Origin of the sequence: Streptomyces sp. NPDC090032 (assembly GCF_044748025.1) — a bacterium.
Classification (GTDB): domain Bacteria; phylum Actinomycetota; class Actinomycetes; order Streptomycetales; family Streptomycetaceae; genus Streptomyces.
The window spans coordinates 18,838-36,383 of the sequence record NZ_JBIVFF010000014.1 but is presented as its reverse complement, the minus strand read 5'-3'; the positions used below and the strand labels follow the sequence as shown (position 1 = coordinate 36,383).

Below are 17,546 nucleotides of genomic sequence, written 5' to 3'. Positions count from 1 at the left end.
TTACCCGGCGGGGAGCTGGGCACAACGCTTGCAAGTCTGCCGCGCGGGACGTGCGGGGCGGGCGCATCGGGCGGTGTGCCCCGTTGCCGCGGGTCAGAAGTCGATTTATCGTCCCAGCACGACTCGCGTGCAAGATCACAAAATGTGAAGGGGCCGCGGCCATGGTGGCGAAAAGGAGTGCGGCGGGGGTGCGTGAGGCATCCGCCGGCGTGAAGGCCGCGGTCGAGGAGGCGGTGCCCGCGAAGGCGTCCCCGGCCGCGAAGAAGCCGGCTGCCGGGAGGAAGAGCAACCCCGACGGAGCGAAGACGGCGACCAAGAAGAGCACGGCGGCCGCGAAGGCCAAGGCCACTGCTACGAAGACGGCGACTGCGAAGAGCGCGGGTACGAAGACCGCGGCCGCCAAGAAGACGGCGAAGGCCACGAAGACGGCGTCCGAGCCCGTGAGCAAGACCACCAAGTCCACCAAGACCACCAAATCGACCAAGGCCGCGGAGGGCGCGGCCGGGAGAACGGGCGCCAGGAAGAACGCGGTCAAGAAGGCCACCGGCCACAAGAGCGCGGAGAAGAAGGCGGTCGCGTCCGCGGCCGATGGCGCGGCGTCGGCCGCGGAGACGACGGGAGCCACGACTGTGGTTGCGAAGAAGACCCCCGGCACGGCTACGGCGAAGAAGTCCCGCGCGGTGCCGAACGCGAGGGTCGCGGCCGCGAAGCCGGGCGAGCTCGCGGTACGGCCTGGCGAGGACCCCTGGACCCCGGCCGAGGTCGAGGACGCGCGGGCGGAGCTCCAGAGCGAGGCGCTGCGCCTGAACAGCGAGATCGAGTCGTCGGAGAAGGCGCTCGCCGGCCTCATGCGGGACTCCGGGGACGGCGCCGGCGACGATGAGGCGGACACCGGCACCAAGAACATCACGCGGGAGCACGAGCTGTCGCTCGCCGCGAACGCCAGGGAGATGGTCCAGCAGACCGAGCGCGCCCTGGAGCGGCTCGACGCGGGCACGTACGGGATCTGCGAGAACTGCGGGAATCCGATCGGCAAGGCGCGGATGCAGGCCTTCCCGCGGGCGACCCTGTGCGTCGAGTGCAAGCAGAAGCAGGAGCGCCGTTCCTGACCCGGTGCCGTGCGGGCGTCACGGAGTCACTCCTGGGCTGCTGAGGGCGTACATGTGTGCCGTACTCTCGTCCTCAGTCAGGTACCTAGGTTGAGGGACTCACGTGGCAGAGGCGGAGCGCGTCATCGGTACTCCGGACACCCCGGACACAGGGGCAGACGGGCCGGACAACGGCGAGGAGACCCCGGAGCGGCCCAGGGGCAAGCGGAAGATCGCCGTGCTGTTCGCGGTGGCCGCCCTCGCGTACGCCCTCGACCTGGTCAGCAAGATGATCGTGGTCGCGAAGCTGGAGCACCATGAGCCGATCGAGCTCCTCGGTGACTGGCTGCGACTGGAGGCGATCAGGAACGCGGGCGCCGCGTTCGGCATCGGCGAGGCCTTCACGATCATCTTCACCGTGATCGCCGCGGCCGTGATCGTCGTGATCGCCCGGCTGGCGCGCAAGCTCTACAGCCTGCCCTGGGCGATCGCCCTGGGCCTGCTCCTCGGCGGGGCGCTCGGCAATCTCACCGACCGGATCTTCCGCTCGCCCGGCGTCTTCGAAGGGGCCGTGGTCGACTTCATCGCGCCGAAGAGCTTCGCCGTGTTCAATCTCGCCGACTCGGCGATCGTGTGCGGCGGCATCCTGATCGTGCTCCTGTCGTTCCGCGGGCTGGACCCGGACGGGACCGTCCACAAGGACTGAGGGGGCGAGGGCCCGCGGGCCTGGGGGCCGGGAGACCAGGGGCTTTTCCCTCGCGCGGTCCGGAGTGTCGGCGGGCTCCTGCATACTCAATAGGTGAGCACGATTCCCGAGATCCGAACCCTGCCCGTGCCCGACGGCCTGGAGGGCGAGCGTGTAGACGCCGCCATCTCCCGCATGTTCGGCTTCTCCCGCACCAAGGCCGCCGAGCTCGCCGCGTCGGGGAAGGTCGCGGTCGACGGCTCGGTGGTCGGGAAGTCCGAGCGGGTGCACGGCGGTGCCTGGCTCGAGGTGGAGATGCCGCAGGCGCCCGCCCCGGTGCAGATCGTCGCCGAGCCCGTCGAGGGCATGGAGATCGTCCATGACGACGACGACATCGTCGTGATCATGAAGCCGGTCGGTGTCGCCGCGCACCCCAGCCCCGGCTGGACCGGGACGACCGTGATCGGCGGCCTCGCCGCCGCCGGGTACCGGATCTCCACGTCCGGCGCCGCCGAGCGCCAGGGCATCGTCCACCGCCTCGACGTCGGCACCTCCGGCCTCATGGTCGTCGCCAAGTCGGAGCGCGCGTACACGACGCTGAAGCGCCAGTTCAAGGAGCGCGTCGTCGACAAGCGCTACCACTCGCTGGTCCAGGGGCACCCGGACCCGATGAGCGGCACGATCGACGCCCCCATCGGGCGCCACCCGAACCACGACTACAAGTGGGCCGTGACCGCCGAGGGCAAGCCCTCCGTCACGCACTACGACCTCATCGAGGCGTTCCGTGCCGCCAGCCTCCTCGACATCAAGCTGGAGACGGGGCGTACGCACCAGATCCGCGTGCACATGTCGGCCCACCGGCACCCCTGCGTCGGCGACCTGACGTACGGCGCCGACCCCACGCTCGCCAAGCGGCTCGGCCTCACCCGGCAGTGGCTGCACGCCGTGCGCCTCGGCTTCGAGCACCCGGCCGACGGCGACTGGGTCGAGTTCTCCAGCGAATACCCCGAGGACCTGCAGACGGCCCTCGACCGGGTCCGGGCCGAGAGCTCGTGACCGCGCCGCAGCCCTCTTCCGCGTACGTGGTGCGGGTCGCCGGCAGCGACGCCGACCGTGAGGCGTGCTTCGCGGTGCGCCAGGAAGTCTTCGTCGTCGAGCAGCGGGTTCCCGAGGAGCTCGAGTACGACGAGTACGACGCAGGGGCCGGCACGGTGCATGTGCTGGCGCTGCGCGCCGACGGTGAGCCGCTCGGCACGGGGCGGCTGCTGACCGGCGCCGCCGCCGTGGCGAAGAACGGCGGGGACGCCGGGGTGGGCGCGCTCGGACGGCTCGCGGTGGCGAAGGCCGCGCGCGGGCTCGGCGTGGGCGCGGCCCTCGTGCGGGCCATCGAGGACGCCGCGGCGGAGCGTGGGCTCGTCGCCGTGGACCTGCACGCGCAGACTCATGCGCTGGGGTTCTACGAGCGCCTCGGCTATGCCGTGTACGGGCCGGAGTTTCCCGACGCGGGGATTCCGCACCGGGCGATGCGTAAGGCGCTGGGGCAGGCGGACGCCTCCTAGGGCCGCGCGGCCCGGTCTCACCACCGCCGGCTCGCGCCACAGATCACGACAGAGCGATGTGCGTGGCACGCTGGGGACTTGATCGTCCGATGGCTTGACCGCCGAAACTCGCCGGGGTGCGCACCGTGGATCAGTTGGCCCTGCTGTTCGTGCTGTTGCTCGGGGCCGTACTGAGCGTGCCGCTCGGAGACCGGCTCGGGTTGCCCGCGCCCGTGCTGATGACGCTGCTCGGCATCGGCCTGGCGCTTCTCCCGTTCGTACCGAACGTGGAGGTCCCGCCCGAGCTGATCCTCCCGATCCTGCTGCCACCCCTGCTCTACGCGGCCGTGAAGCGCACGTCATGGCGCCAGTTCGCCGCGAACAAGAGACCGATCTTCCTGCTCGCCGTGGCGCTGGTCTTCGTCACCACGGCGGCTGTCGCGTTCGTCGCCAACGCCATCGTGCCGGGCCTGCCGATCGCCGCGGCCGTCGCGCTGGGCGCCCTCGTCGCGCCGCCCGACCCCGTCGCCGCGACCGCGGTGGCCGGCCAACTCGGCCTGCCCCGCCGCCTGGTGTCGACCCTGGAGGGCGAGGGCCTGTTCAACGACGTGACCGCGATCGTGCTCTACCACGTGGCCATCGCCGCCGTCGTGAGCGGCAGTTTCTCGTGGCCGGAGGCCGTCGTCTCGCTCCTCCTGTCCGCCGTCGTCGCGCTCGTCGTCGGTCTCGTGATCGGCTGGGCGGCCAACAAGCTGATGAACTTCCTCGACGACTCCACGCTCCAGATCGGCCTGACGCTCCTGATGCCGTTCGCCTCGTACGTGCTGGCCGAGGAGCTGCACGGCTCGGGAGTGCTCGCCGTACTCGTCACGGCGCTCTTCCTCGCCGAGTACGCGTTGGACGCGGACGACGTCATGACCCGGCTGACCGGCCGTGCCTTCTGGGACATCGTCGACACACTCGTCACCGGCGTCGCCTTCGGCCTCATCGGTCTCGAACTGCACAACGCGATCAGGACCGCGTCCGGCCGCTGGGGCGAGATGCTCGGCTGGGCCGGCACCGTCGTGGCGGTCGTCATCTTCGTACGCCTGCTGTGGCTGCTTCCGGCGACCTGGCTGACGCGGCGGCTGCACGCGCGGCGGGACCTCGACGAGGACATCCCCGTCTCCTGGCGCGAGACCGTGATCATGTGGTGGGCCGGAATGCGCGGGGTCGCCTCCGTCGCCCTGGCCCTCGCCATCCCGTTCACCGTGGACGACAAGTCACCGTTCCCCGACCGCGACGAGATCGTCTTCATCGCGTTCGGCGTCATCATGGGCACCCTCGTGATCCAGGGACTGAGCCTGCCCTGGCTGGTGAAGAAACTGGGGGTCAAGGCGGATGCCGAGAAGGAGAAGGAGTTCGAGCAGCAGCTCGCACTCCGCGCGGCCAGGGCCGCCAAGCGGCGGCTCAAGGAGATCGAGGAGGTCGAGGAGCTGCCCGACGACCTCTCCGACCAGATGGCCCGCAGGGCCTACGACATCGGGCTGCGCATCGACCCCGAACTGGGCAGCGAGGAACGCAAGGAGGCCCAGGCCAAGCGCTTCTCAAGGATCAAGCGCGTGCGCCACATCCAGAACGAGATGCTCTCCGCCGCCCGTCACGAGGTGCTCGCGGCGCGCAGCGAGCCGGGCGCCGACCCCGAGATCGTGGACCGCGTGCTGCGCCACCTCGACGTGCGCAGCCTGCGCTGAGAAGCACGGCCGCTGACGGTCGCGGGCGCCCCCGGATGGCACCATGGGCCCCATGAACATCATGCTTTTCCACTCGACGTACGGCCTGCGTCCCGCCGTCCGTGACGCGGCCGACCGGCTGCGTGCCGCCGGACACGAGGTGTGGACCCCGGACCTCTTCGAGGGCCGCACCTTCGACACCGTCGAGGACGGCATGGCCTTCAACGAGGAGATCGGCAAGGACGAGCTGCTCAAGCGCGCCATCCTCGCCGCCGCTCCCTACTCCGAGCGCGGGCTCGTCTACGCCGGGTTCTCCCTCGGCGCCTCGATCGCACAGACCCTGGCCCTCGGCGACGACAAGGCGCGCGGGCTGCTGCTCCTGCACGGCACGTCGGACATCGCCGAGAACGCGTCCGTGGACGAGCTGCCCGTCCAGCTCCACGTCGCCGAACCCGACCCGTTCGAGACCGACGACTGGCTCAGCGCCTGGTACCTGCAGATGGGCCGGACCGGCGCCGACGTGGAGGTCTACCGCTACCCGGGCGCCGGCCACCTCTACACCGACCCCGAACTGCCGGACTACGACGCGGAGGCGGCCGAGGCCACCTGGCGGGTGGCGCTCGGCTTCCTCGATTCGCTCTAGGGCCTGACTTCGCCCGCTAGCCCGCGCGGTACGCCGTCCAGCTGTCCTTCATCCGCTGCACCTGGCCCGCGGTGAACTGGTACATGCAGGAGTCGTACGTGTAGTCCATGAAGTTGTGGATCGGGTCGACACCCGTCTTGTTGGTGCAGGTGTCGCGCCCGGTCGGGCACTCGAAGGCAGCGCTCTTCTCGGCCGGGGTGTCGCTGACGTAGTCACCGTTGCCACTGCAGCCGCCCTGGAACGTGTGGTACAGCCCCATCCAGTGGCCGATCTCGTGGGTGCCGGTGTCGCCCTGGTTGTAGTTGGTGGCCGAGCCGCCCGGCAGCGAGGTGTCGAGGACGACCACGCCGTCGTCGGACGGGTTCGACTTGTACGAGGACGGGAAGGTCGCCCAGCCGAGCAGGTCGTCGCCGAGGTTCGCGGTGTAGAAGTTCAGCGCGCCCGCACCGCCCTTGCGCAGCGAGGACTTCATGGACTTCTCGGCGGCGGAGCCCGGCGTGATGCCGTTGTACCAGGCGGCGTTGTCCGTGTAGTCGGTGCCGGCCAGGGTGAACGTGAAGCCCGAGTCGTTGTTACCGGTGCCCTGGCCGCTGTAGGCCGCGTTCAGGACGTCGATCTGCTTGGTGATGTCGGTCGACGTGAGCTTGCCGGTCGCGCCGTCGTGGACGACGTGGACGTAGACCGGGATCGTGGTCGACGCGGCGGCGAGGCCTCTGGAGAGGGTGCCGTCGGCGCGCATCTTGTCGAGTCTGCGCTGCATGTCCGTGTCCATGGACTTGGCCTTGGCCGCGCTGACCTCGTTCGGCTCCTGCGCGTGGCCGGCGCCGGTGGGCTTCTTCTCCCGTGCCACGGCGTTGCCGCTGTCGGCGCACTTCTCCGCAGAGGCCGATGCCTTGGCGGTCGCGGCGCTGCCCGAGGGGGCGGACAGCGGGGCGATGGCCAGGGTTCCGGCCACCAGCGCGGTGCCGAGCACGCGGCGGCGCATCAGCGGAGATATTCGGGCAAGCGTGGTCATGCGGACTCCTCGCGGACGGGTGGGGGAGGAACTTCCTCGCCGCCGCGGGGAGATTACGTGGCCATGTCAGCCCTTGAAGAGCGATGTTCTGGCCCAATCAACTGCCGCTCTTCCTCCGGCAATTCGGGGCATCGGGAAAAAATTTTCGTGTGGCGTCCGGAGTTTGAGACGCGGGCGTAACGGGAGCGGTTACCGAGACGGGTGGTGTGTCCGCATTCGATCCGCGGGCAGCACCACCCGCCGTAGCGGTGTGATCTGCTGTTAACGCACCGGCGAGTGGCTGGAATTAGCCCCTCGTGTGCGACCCGAGGCGCGGGTCAGCGCACCGGAGCGTTCACCCGCTCGACCTTCTGCGTACCGCTGAGGGTGCGGTAGGAGCGGGACCAGGAGGTCGTCGCGGCCGGATCCTTGCGGTCGGAGACGACGTAGTAGTCCATCTGCGAGCGTTCGGCGGTGACGTCGAGGACGCCGTAGCCGTGGGCGTCCATGTCCAGCCACTTCACATGGCGGTTGGCCGCCTTGATGGCGCCTTCCGCCACGGTCGAGATCGTGTTCGGAGCCACGTGCAGGATGTCGTCGAGGTTGTCGGAGGTCACCGACGTGACGACGAACTCGGTGGCCGCGGACGGGGAGAGGGGGTACGTTCCGGCCGTCACCGGTACGTCGTTCGCCCAGGCCATGTGGATGTCGCCGGTGAGGAAGACGGTGTTGCGGATCGCCTTGTCCCGCAGGTGCGCGATCAGTTCCTTGCGATCGTGCGTGTAGCCGTCCCACTGGTCGACGTTGATCGCGAGGCCGCCGGTCGGCAGGCCGAGCAACTCGGCGAGCGGCTCCAGCAGATGGGCCGGCAGCGAGCCGAAGGCGACCGGCGAGATCATCACCGAGGTGCCGACCAGCTTCCACGAGGCGTCGGACCCGGCCAGGCCCGCCTTCAGCCAGTCGAGCTGGGCGCGGCCGGTGATGGAGCGCTCGGGGGAGTCCACGTCGCCGTTGCCGACGGTCGACTGCTGGGAGCGGAAGGAGCGCAGGTCGAGCAGGTGCAGATCGGCCAGCTTGCCGAAACGCAGGCGGCGGTAGACCGTGCCCGCGGTGGACGGGCGCACCGGCATCCACTCGAAGTAGGCCTGCTTGGCGGCCTGCTGGCGCGCCGCCCAGTCGCCCTCGGTACCGGGCGTGTGGTTCTCGGCGCCGCCCGACCAGGCGTCGTTGGCGAACTCGTGGTCGTCCCAGATGGCGATGAGCGGGTGCGCGGCGTGCACGGCCATCACGTCGGCGTCGGTCTTGTGCAGGCCGTGGCGCACGCGGTAGTCGGCGAGCGTGAGGATCTCGTGCCGCGGTTCGTGCTGCCGTACGACGTACTTGGCCTCGGGGTACTCGCCGGTCTTGTACTCGTAGATGTAGTCGCCGAGGTGGAGGACCGCGTCCAGGTCGGTGCGGGCGGCGAGATGGCGGTACGCCGAGAAGTAGCCGGCCTCCCAGTTGGCGCAGGAGACCACGCCGAAGCGGACGCCCGTGGCCTGCGCGTCGAGCGCGGGCGCAGTGCGCGTACGGCCGACAGGCGAGGAAGTGCCCTCTACGGAGAAGCGGAAGTAATAGACGCTCGCCGGGAGCAGGCCCCTTACATCCGCCTTGACGGTGTGATCGGCGGACGCCCGCGCGGTGGTGGTGCCGTGGGCGACGACCTGGCGGAAGTCCTTGTCCTGCGCGACCTCCCAGCGGACGTCCGTGTCGGCGCCCTTTCCGGAGCCGGGCACGGCGTCAGGGGTGGGCGTCACGCGCGTCCACAGGAGGACGCCGTCGGGCAGCGGGTCCCCCGACGCGACGCCGTGCAGGAAAGCGGGCCCGTCGGCCGCGTGTGCGGCGGGCGCGGTGGCGAGCTGGGCGAGGGCGGCCGCGCCTGCCGTGGCGGCGGCGGCCTTCACGACCGAACGGCGGCGCGGGGCAAGGGAGTTGGCCGTCCCGGCGGTGTCGCCGAGAGGTCTGTCTATGTTGAGTCGACTGGTCACGAGCGATCACATTACTGATCAGTAAGAGAAAAGTGTGGGCGAACTCCGAAGAGTTCGCCCACACTTCGACGGCGCGTCAGCCGCTCAGGCCGCCGACTCGCGTCAGCCGCTGCGGCCGCCGATTCGCGTCAGCCCTTGAGCGCCTTGTCGACCGCGGTGTTGTAGTCGGCGACGGTGCTGGGCGCGGTCTTGCCGTCCGGGCCGGTGAGCTGCTTGCCGTCCATCACGAACGACGGGGTGCCCTGGACCCCGTACTTGTTGTCGTCGAAGTTCTTCGACATCTCCAGCGCCCACCTGTCGAAGGTGCCGTCCTTGACGTCCTTCTGGAAGGCCGCGTCGTTCTTCAGCTCCGGGACGGTGTTCGCGATCTTGATGAGGTACGCATCGTCCTTGAACTTGTCGTCCGTCTCCTCCGGGTGCCACTTCGTGGAGTACAGCGCCTCCTTGAAGTCCCAGAAGGCGTCCTTGGAGACGTTCAGCGCGGAGCCGAGCGCGCTGAGCGCGTTCTTGGAACCCTCGCCCTGGAGGTTCCTGTCGAGGAAGGTGGCGCCGACGTACTGGATCTTGTACTTGCCGCCGTCGAGGTCCTTCTTCACCGTCGGGCCGACCGTCTGCTCGAAGGCGGCGCAGACCGGGCAGCGCGAGTCCTCGTAGGCGATGAGCGTCTTCTTGGCGGAGTCCTTGCCGAGGGTCACCGTCGTGTTGTTCTTGCCCGTGGTGTTCTTGGGCGCGACCAGCTTGTCGTCCTTCGCCGCTTCCCAGTAGGAGGGCTTGTTGCCCTGCATCACGGCGAAGCCGATGCCGCCGGCTATCGCGAGGACCGCGACGACGCCACCGGCGACGGTCGCCTGCCGCTTCGCCTTGTCCTTCTTGGCCTGCTTCTCGCGCTCGACGCGAAGCCGCTCGCGGGCCGCCGTCTTCGCGGCCTGGCTGTTCCTCTGGCTCATGATCGTTCTCCGTGTGGGTTCTGCGAAGTCTTCAGATGGACTGCTGTGCTGGGGTCCGGCCTCAGGCGGCCAGGACCGTGCACGGCGGTCCGCGCCGTCCCACGGAGTGCGCCCACAGCTGCGTACGCGCGGCCCGCACCCGGCGCGAAGGCCGCCGCGGCAGGCGGCGTACGGGCTCCAGGCGGGCCCGCACCGCGGCGAAGGCGATCAGCAGCGGACGGAAGGAGAACCCGGCGACCGCGCGCAGCAGCTGGGCCAGCGCCTGCTCGCCGCGGCGCAGCCAGGCGGCGGCGAGAAGGCCCACGGCGACGTGCGCGCCGAGGAGCAGCCAGGCGGCGGCCGGGTCGGTGTGCGCGAGGAGCGAGGCCGCCTTGTCGGTGTGGCCGGCGGTCATCCCGGCCAGCGGCGTACCGACGCTGCCGCCGCACAGGACGTCGAGACCGACCGCGCGCAGCGGCCCGGCGACGGGCCCGCCCGCCTGGCCGTAACAGACGTGCTGGCCCGTGGTGAACACCGTGTCGGCGGCCAGCTCCAGCGGCACGAGCAGGGCCGCGATCCGGCCGAAGCTCCGCTCGCGCCCCGCCAGCGCGTACGCGAGGACGAAGACGGCGAGGGCCGTGGCCGCCACCGTCACCACCGGAAGGGGGACCCGGGACAGCAGGACGTGCGACGCGGCGGAGAGCGTCACGACGAGCGCCGTGAAGAGCGCCGCGCGCACGGCTCTGAGCTGGGTCCCGGATATGTCGTCCATCGCGGAGGAGTGTCGCATGCGTTCCTGTAAGGGACCCCTAAAGGGTCGCTGTGAGTTACGGGAGCGGGGCCGGCCCCTGCGGCCTACAGGCCCGTGATCCGGCCGTTGCGGAAGAGGTCCACGAAGATCTGGTGGTCCGCACGCGCGCGTGCGCCGTAGTCGTGCGCGAAGTCGACCAGGAGACCCGCGAAGCCGTCCTCGTCCGCCGCGATCGCCGCGTCGATGGCCCGCTCCGTGGAGAACGGCACCAGGGACTGCCCGGACAGGTCGTCGGCCGCCGCGTGCATCGTCGCCGTGGCCCGGCCGAGGTCCGCGACGACCGCGGCGATCTCGTCCAGGTCGTCGATGTCCGACCAGTCGAGGTCCACCGCGTACGGCGACACCTCGGCGACCAGCTGCCCGGAGCCGTCCAGCTCCGTCCAGCCCAGCCACGGGTCGGCGTGCGCCTGCAGAGCGCGCTGCGAGATCACCGTGCGGTGACCCTCGTGCTGGAAGTAGTCGCGGATCGCCGCGTCGGTGATGTGCCGCGACACGGCCGGCGTCTGCGCCTGCTTGAGATAGATCACGACATCGTTCTCCAGGGCGTCGCTGTTGCCCTCCAGGAGGATGTTGTACGAGGGCAGGCCCGCGGAGCCGATGCCGATGCCGCGCCGCCCCACGACGTCCTTCACCCGGTACGAGTCGGGACGGGTCAGGGACGAGTCGGGGAGCGTCTCCAGGTACCCGTCGAAGGCCGCGAGGACTTTGTAGCGCGTCGCCGCGTCGAGCTCGATGGAGCCGCCGCCGGGCGCGAAACGGCGCTCGAAGTCACGGATCTCCGTCATCGAGTCGAGGAGGGCGAAGCGCGTCAGGGAGCGGGCGTCACGCAGCGCGTCCAGGAGCGGGCCCTCTGCGGTGTCCAGCGTGAAGGGCGGCACCTCGTCGCTCTTGGCGCCCGTCGCCAGCGCGTGGATCCGCTCCCGGTACGCGCCCGCGTACGTGCGCACCAGGTCGGTGATCTGCTCGTCGCCGAGCGCCTTGGAGTAGCCGATCAGGGCCACCGAGGCGGCGAAGCGCTTGAGGTCCCAGGTGAAGGGGCCGACGTACGCCTCGTCGAAGTCGTTCACATTGAAGATCAGGCGGCCCGTGGAGTCCATGTACGTGCCGAAGTTCTCCGCGTGCAGATCGCCGTGGATCCACACTCGGCCCGTGCGGTCGTCCAGGTACGGACCGCCGTGCCGCTCGCGCTCCAGGTCCGCGTAGAACAGGCACGCCGTCCCGCGGTAGAACGCGAACGCGGACGACGCCATCTTCCGGAACTTGACCCGGAACGCCGCCGGGTCGGCGGCCAGGAGCTCGCCGAACGCGGTGTCGAAGACGGTGAGGATCTGCTCGCCGCGCTGCTCAGCGGTGGGCTGCGGGACCGACATCGCGGGGTGCCTCCTGGTGCGGGCTTGTGCCGTGGATCGTGAGGTGCGGAACAGAGATTCTGTTCTGTCCAACGCACGACCGTACCCCCGAGTGCCCGTCGGTTGTCAGTGCCCACCCGTAGACTTCCAAGCTGTCCCCCGAGACCGACCGCTGCCCGTCACCGGTCCGTTTCCGTCCGTTCTCGCTGGAGGCCGAAACCGTGTCAAAGCCGCCGTTCACGCACCTGCACGTCCACACCCAGTACTCGCTGCTGGACGGTGCCGCGCGGCTCAAGGACATGTTCAATGCCTGCAATGAAATGGGCATGACGCATATCGCCATGTCCGACCACGGCAACCTCCACGGGGCGTACGACTTCTTCCATACCGCGAAGAAGTCCGGGGTCGTCCCGATCATCGGCATCGAGGCGTACGTCGCCCCCGAGTCCCGGCGCAACAAGCGGAAGGTCAAGTGGGGCCAGCCGCACCAGAAGCGGGACGACGTGTCCGGTTCGGGTGGTTACACCCACAAGACGATCTGGGCGGCGAACAGCACGGGCCTGCACAACCTCTTCCGCCTGTCCTCGGACGCGTACGCGGAAGGCTGGCTGCAGAAGTGGCCGCGCATGGACAAGGAGACGATCTCCCAGTGGTCGGAGGGGCTCATCGCCTCGACCGGCTGCCCGTCCGGCGAGCTCCAGACCCGTCTTCGCCTCGGCCAGTTCGACGAGGCCCTCAAGTCGGCCGCCGAGTACCAGGACATCTTCGGCAAGGACCGGTACTTCCTGGAGCTGATGGACCACGGCATCGAGATCGAGCGCCGGGTCCGCGACGGACTCCTGGAGATCGGCAAGAAGCTCGGCATCCCGCCACTGGTGACGAACGACTCGCACTACACGTACGCGCACGAGGCGAGCGCGCACGACGCCCTGCTCTGCATCCAGACCGGCAAGAACCTCTCGGACCCGGACCGCTTCCGCTTCGACGGGACCGGCTACTACCTCAAGACGACCGACGAGATGTACGCCGTCGACTCCTCGGACGCCTGGCAGGAGGGCTGCGCCAACACGCTCCTGGTCGCCGAGCAGATCGACACCACGGGCATGTTCGAGAAGCGCGACCTGATGCCGAGGTTCGACATCCCGGAGGAGGGCTACACCAACACCACCTGGTTCAAGGAGGAAGTGCGGCGCGGCATGAACCGCCGCTACCCCGGTGGCGTGCCCGACGACCGCCAGAAGCAGGCGGAGTACGAGATGGACGTCATCATCCAGATGGGGTTCCCCGGCTACTTCCTCGTGGTCGCCGACTTCATCATGTGGGCGAAGAACAACGGCATCGCGGTCGGCCCCGGCCGAGGATCCGCGGCCGGCTCGATCGTCGCGTACGCCATGGGCATCACCGACCTTGACCCGATCACGCACGGCCTGATCTTCGAGCGCTTCCTCAACCCCGAGCGCGTCTCCATGCCCGATGTCGACATCGACTTCGACGAGCGCAGGCGCGTCGAAGTGATCAGGTACGTGACCGAGAAGTACGGCGCCGACAAGGTCGCCATGATCGGCACCTACGGAAAGATCAAGGCCAAGAACGCGATCAAGGACTCCGCGCGCGTCCTCGGCTACCCGTACGCGATGGGCGACCGCCTCACCAAGGCGATGCCCGCCGACGTCCTCGGCAAGGGCATCGACCTGTCGGGCATCACCGACCCCGCCCACCCGCGCTACAGCGAGGCGGGCGAGATCCGGGGGATGTACGAGAACGAGCCGGACGTCAAGAAGGTCATCGACACCGCCAAGGGCGTCGAGGGTCTGGTCCGGCAGATGGGCGTGCACGCCGCCGGCGTCATCATGTCCAGCGAGCCCATCGTCGAACACGCCCCGCTCTGGACGCGGCACACCGACGGCGTCACCATCACGCAGTGGGACTACCCGCAGTGCGAGTCGCTCGGCCTGATCAAGATGGACTTCCTGGGCCTGCGCAACCTCACGATCATGGACGACGCCGTCAAGATGGTGAAGGCGAACAAGGGCATCGACCTGGAGATGCTCGCCCTCCCGCTGGACGACCCGAAGACGTACGAACTGCTCTGCCGCGGTGACACGCTCGGTGTGTTCCAGTTCGACGGCGGTCCCATGCGCTCGCTGCTCCGCCAGATGCAGCCCGACAACTTCGAGGACATTTCCGCCGTCTCGGCCCTGTACCGGCCGGGCCCGATGGGCATGAACTCGCACACGAACTACGCGGAGCGCAAGAACGGGCGCCAGGAGATCACCCCGATCCACCCGGAGCTCGAAGAGCCGCTGAAGGAGACCCTGGGTCTCACCCACGGCCTCATCGTGTACCAGGAGCAGGTGCAGAAGGCCGCCCAGATCATCGCCGGATACTCGCTCGGCGAGGCCGACATCCTGCGCCGCGTGATGGGCAAGAAGAAGCCGGAGGAGCTGGAGAAGAACTTCTCCATCTTCCAGGGCGGTGCCCGCAAGAACGGCTTCTCCGACGCGGCGATCCAGGCCCTGTGGGACGTCCTCGTGCCCTTCGCCGGATACGCGTTCAACAAGGCGCACTCCTCCGCGTACGGCCTCGTCACCTACTGGACCGCCTACCTCAAGGCGAACTACCCGGCCGAGTACATGGCCGCGCTGCTCACGTCGGTGAAGGACGACAAGGACAAGTCCGCGATCTATCTCAACGAATGCCGGCGCATGGGCATCAAGGTCCTCCCGCCGAATGTGAACGAGTCCGAGCACAACTTCGCCGCCCAGGGCGACGAGGTGATCCTCTTCGGCCTCTCCGCCGTCCGTAACGTCGGTACGAACGTGGTCGAGTCGATCATCCGCAGCCGCAAGGCGAAGGGGAAGTACGCCTCCTTCCCCGACTACCTCGACAAGGTCGAGGCCGCCGCGTGCAACAAGCGGACCACGGAGTCGCTGATCAAGGCGGGCGCGTTCGACACGATGGGGCACACCCGCAAGGGCCTCACCGCACAGTACGAGCCGATGATCGACAACGTCGTGCAGGTCAAGCGCAAGGAGGCCGAGGGCCAGTTCGACCTCTTCGGCGGCATGGGCGAGGAGGACAGCAGCGAGCCGGGCTTCGGGCTCGACGTCGAATTCTCCGAGGACGAGTGGGAGAAGACCTATCTCCTCGCCCAGGAGCGCGAGATGCTCGGTCTGTACGTCTCCGACCACCCGCTGTTCGGTCTCGAACACGTGCTGTCCGACAAGGCGGACGCGGGCATCGGGCAACTCACCGGCGGCGACTACTCGGACGGCTCGATCGTCACCATCGGCGGCATCATCTCGGGCCTCCAGCGCAAGATGACCAAGCAGGGCAACGCCTGGGCCATCGCGACGGTCGAGGACCTGGCCGGCTCCATCGAGTGCATGTTCTTCCCGGCGACGTATCAGCTGGTGTCGACCCAACTCGTCGAGGACGCCGTCGTGTTCGTCAAGGGACGCCTCGACAAGCGCGAAGACGTGCCGCGCCTGGTCGCGATGGAGCTCATGGTCCCCGACCTGTCGAACGCCGGGACCAACGCGCCCGTCACGATCACCATCCCCACGGTGAAGGTGACCCCGCCGATGGTCAGCAGGCTCGGCGAGATCCTCAGCCACCACAGGGGCAACAGCGAAGTGCGGATCAAGCTCCAAGGGGCCCGCAAGACAACGGTGCTGCGGCTCGACCGGCACCGCGTGCAGCCCGATCCCGCGCTCTTCGGCGACCTGAAGGTGCTCCTCGGGCCGTCCTGTCTCGCGGGTTGACGGGGGCGGGCCGAAGCGGGCCGAGGCCGAGGCGGGCCGAGAGGCCCTGAGGCTTTGGCCGTTACGTGAGTGAGGGGCCCTCCCGGAAGATTCCGGGAGGGCCCCTCACTGTGTGGCCGAAGGGCCACCAGCCTTGTGCAAGGCGTCAGTTGTGGCCGAAGCGGCGCTGGTGCTTGCGGGCAACATCCGCCGGGGTGCCCTGAGCCTGCGACTGCATCTCCGACTGGGCTTCCATACCGGCCGACTTGGCCTGCTCGGAAGCCTGCTCGGAGGCGGAAGCGCGGCTGCGCTGGTCGCCCTGCTTGCGGTTCTTGTTCTTGGCCATGGTGACTGCCTCCTGCGGGGGGTCTAGGGGCCAGGGCCGGATTCAGATTCACATATGCTGACGAGGCACGCATTTCAGAGAATTACCGTGCGTAATAAGCGCTGTCAGGGCGTTGTCAGGGAGCTGTCGGAGCGTCTCGGGAGTTCCGCGAGCGGGACCGTTTCGGGAATTCGTCCGATCCGCCACGCCGAAGATCGAGTTCGGGCCGTTAACCCCCGCGTGGTCGGGCAGACTCGAAGGAAACCCGAAGCGAACCCGCGATCGTCAACACCGTGGGACCTCCGGACGCCGGTAATTCAGCGAAAGAGGGTGGATCGCGTGGACCGTTGCATCGTCCTGGTGGACGCCGGTTACCTGCTGGGGGCCGCCGCGAGTCTCCTCGCGGGGGAGCCGTCCCGGTCCCGGATCACCGTCGACCACGTCTCCCTCATCCAGGGGTTGCGTGAGCGCGCCGAAGCCGACACCGAGCGGCCACTTCTGCGGATCTACTGGTTCGACGGGGCGCCGGACCGGGTGCCCCAGCCCGAGCACCGCCGGCTCCGCGTGATGCCCCGCGTGACCGTACGGCTCGGCGCGCTCACCCGTAGTGACGGGCGGTGGGCGCAGAAGGGTGTCGACGCGGCGATGCACGCCGAGCTGACCGAACTCGCCCGTAATCGCGCCTGTTCCGACATCGTGCTCGTCACCGGCGACGGTGATCTGCTGCCCGGCATGATGGCCGCGAAGGAGCACGGGGTCGCCGTGCATCTGTGGGCCGTGCAGGCCGCCGACGGCGACTACAACCAGTCCGAGGACCTCGTCGCCGAGGCCGATGAGCGGCGCGTGCTCGACCGGGCCTGGATCACCAAGGCCGTGCGGGCGAAGGAAGTCGGCGGGATCTGTGCGCCGCAGCCCGCTCCGCGGCCGGAGATCGCGGCGATTCTGTCCGCGCCGCTGCCCGAGTCCGCGCTCGCCTCCGCCGCGGGGCACTCCGCGGACCTGTCCGACGTGGCGGGCGGTGGCGCCCCCGGCGGCGCCGGGCAGGGTGGTGCCCCGGCCGGTTCCGGTGTCGATCACGGGGCGGCTCCTCGTGAGGACCACGGCGGGGGGACCGAGGACGAGCGGGGTGGTGCGGGGAAGGGTGTCCCCACGCCCAAGGACCTCGCCGCCCTGCGAGGGCCCGGCGCCGCGCCCGGGCTCGGGGGCCATCCCCAGGTTCATCCCGGGCAGCACCCCGCCAACGCGACGTTGCGGTGGTCGTCCGACAAGGGGTGGGTCGAGCGGCCCGGGGTCGTGGGGGAGTCCGCGGACGCGGCGTCCCTGCCGACGCTGGCCCAGCTGACCACCGCGGAGCAGCGGTGGGCCGACCGCGAGGAGGACATCACCACCGTCGGGGGTGACCCCTTCGAGGTGGGGCAGGTGTTCGCCCGGCGGTGGATGGAGCGGCTGGGGGACGAGGTTCAGCTGCAGAAGCTCTCCACCATGTATCCGCGGGTGCCGCATCGCATCGACGGGGAACTGCTGCGGTATGCCGCGCGGTTCGGGCTCCTCGCCCACAAGGACGATCAGATCGACGAGCACGATCGGTATGCGATTCGGGCCGGGTTCTGGCGGGAGGTAGATGTGCGTAGCGCTGCGGAGCGGGTGGCCGCGGAGTAGAGGGGCGTCCGGTTTCGGTGGCATGTCCTGACCCGGGCGTCGTACG

14 protein-coding genes are annotated in these 17,546 nt (G+C 69.3%); 8 read left to right on the top strand and 6 right to left on the bottom strand.

Going from position 1 to position 17,546, the window contains the following annotated elements:
* Positions 1-188 precede the first annotated feature (188 nt).
* The 6 genes from ACIPWY_RS30835 (at position 189) to ACIPWY_RS30810 (ending at position 5,666) form a co-directional block, all read left to right on the top strand.
* Positions 189-1,109, top strand: coding sequence for a TraR/DksA family transcriptional regulator (locus tag ACIPWY_RS30835; RefSeq protein WP_393698493.1), 921 nt, complete (start codon positions 189-191; stop codon positions 1,107-1,109).
* A 103-nt stretch (positions 1,110-1,212) separates the two neighbouring features.
* Positions 1,213-1,794 carry a signal peptidase II gene (lspA, locus tag ACIPWY_RS30830; protein ID WP_362905408.1) on the top strand — a complete coding sequence of 194 codons (582 nt, stop codon included), beginning with the start codon at positions 1,213-1,215 and terminating at the stop codon, positions 1,792-1,794.
* A gap of 93 nt (positions 1,795-1,887) precedes the next feature.
* On the top strand, positions 1,888-2,829 hold the full coding sequence (locus ACIPWY_RS30825) for an RluA family pseudouridine synthase (RefSeq protein ID WP_362905410.1): 942 nt from the start codon (positions 1,888-1,890) through the stop codon (positions 2,827-2,829).
* Entirely contained in the window at positions 2,826-3,332 is a 507-nt protein-coding gene (locus ACIPWY_RS30820; protein WP_362905412.1) for a GNAT family N-acetyltransferase, read from the top strand. The genes ACIPWY_RS30825 and ACIPWY_RS30820 overlap by 4 nt, the downstream gene beginning before the upstream one ends.
* Positions 3,333-3,457: 125 nt before the next feature.
* Positions 3,458-5,044 (top strand): Na+/H+ antiporter, encoded by a 1,587-nt coding sequence (locus ACIPWY_RS30815; RefSeq protein ID WP_383886479.1) that lies wholly within the window; start codon positions 3,458-3,460, stop codon positions 5,042-5,044.
* Positions 5,045-5,096: 52 nt separating this feature from the next.
* On the top strand, positions 5,097-5,666 hold the full coding sequence (locus tag ACIPWY_RS30810; protein WP_362905413.1) for a dienelactone hydrolase family protein: 570 nt from the start codon (positions 5,097-5,099) through the stop codon (positions 5,664-5,666).
* A 16-nt stretch (positions 5,667-5,682) separates the two neighbouring features.
* Here the strand turns inward: ACIPWY_RS30810 and ACIPWY_RS30805 are convergent, their stop codons facing one another.
* The 5 genes from ACIPWY_RS30805 to ACIPWY_RS30785 form a co-directional block, all read right to left on the bottom strand.
* Positions 5,683-6,681: a zinc metalloprotease gene (locus ACIPWY_RS30805; RefSeq protein WP_383885729.1), complete on the bottom strand. Its 999-nt coding sequence runs from the start codon at positions 6,679-6,681 to the stop codon at positions 5,683-5,685.
* Between the two features lie 317 nt (positions 6,682-6,998).
* Positions 6,999-8,687: an alkaline phosphatase D family protein gene (locus tag ACIPWY_RS30800; protein WP_393698498.1), complete on the bottom strand. Its 1,689-nt coding sequence runs from the start codon at positions 8,685-8,687 to the stop codon at positions 6,999-7,001.
* A gap of 128 nt (positions 8,688-8,815) precedes the next feature.
* Positions 8,816-9,634 carry a thioredoxin domain-containing protein gene (locus ACIPWY_RS30795; protein ID WP_362905419.1) on the bottom strand — a complete coding sequence of 273 codons (819 nt, stop codon included), beginning with the start codon at positions 9,632-9,634 and terminating at the stop codon, positions 8,816-8,818.
* Between the two features lie 61 nt (positions 9,635-9,695).
* Complete coding sequence (locus tag ACIPWY_RS30790) at positions 9,696-10,385, bottom strand: hypothetical protein (protein ID WP_362905420.1); 690 nt, start codon at positions 10,383-10,385, stop codon at positions 9,696-9,698.
* Between the two features lie 83 nt (positions 10,386-10,468).
* Positions 10,469-11,794, bottom strand: coding sequence for a DUF2252 domain-containing protein (locus tag ACIPWY_RS30785; protein WP_362905422.1), 1,326 nt, complete (start codon positions 11,792-11,794; stop codon positions 10,469-10,471).
* Positions 11,795-11,994: 200 nt separating this feature from the next.
* Here ACIPWY_RS30785 and dnaE point away from each other — a divergent pair, with 200 nt between their 5' ends.
* On the top strand, positions 11,995-15,537 hold the full coding sequence (gene dnaE, locus ACIPWY_RS30780; RefSeq protein ID WP_362905424.1) for a DNA polymerase III subunit alpha: 3,543 nt from the start codon (positions 11,995-11,997) through the stop codon (positions 15,535-15,537).
* Positions 15,538-15,682: 145 nt separating this feature from the next.
* On the opposite strand, the gene ACIPWY_RS30775 is transcribed toward dnaE, so the two are convergent.
* Positions 15,683-15,862: a hypothetical protein gene (locus ACIPWY_RS30775; protein WP_116502594.1), complete on the bottom strand. Its 180-nt coding sequence runs from the start codon at positions 15,860-15,862 to the stop codon at positions 15,683-15,685.
* Between the two features lie 318 nt (positions 15,863-16,180).
* On the opposite strand from ACIPWY_RS30775, the gene ACIPWY_RS30770 reads away from it, so the two are divergent.
* Entirely contained in the window at positions 16,181-17,500 is a 1,320-nt protein-coding gene (locus ACIPWY_RS30770; RefSeq protein WP_393698502.1) for an NYN domain-containing protein, read from the top strand.
* Positions 17,501-17,546: the final 46 nt, after the last annotated feature.

Coding starts and splice junctions, on each gene's coding strand:
- ACIPWY_RS30810 (WP_362905413.1), top strand. CDS start 5,097: ATGAACATCATGCTTTTCCACTCGACGTACGGCCTGCGTCCCGCCGTC.
- ACIPWY_RS30805 (WP_383885729.1), bottom strand. CDS start 6,681: ATGACCACGCTTGCCCGAATATCTCCGCTGATGCGCCGCCGCGTGCTC.
- ACIPWY_RS30795 (WP_362905419.1), bottom strand. CDS start 9,634: ATGAGCCAGAGGAACAGCCAGGCCGCGAAGACGGCGGCCCGCGAGCGG.
- ACIPWY_RS30790 (WP_362905420.1), bottom strand. CDS start 10,385: ATGGACGACATATCCGGGACCCAGCTCAGAGCCGTGCGCGCGGCGCTC.
- ACIPWY_RS30785 (WP_362905422.1), bottom strand. CDS start 11,794: ATGTCGGTCCCGCAGCCCACCGCTGAGCAGCGCGGCGAGCAGATCCTC.
- ACIPWY_RS30775 (WP_116502594.1), bottom strand. CDS start 15,862: ATGGCCAAGAACAAGAACCGCAAGCAGGGCGACCAGCGCAGCCGCGCT.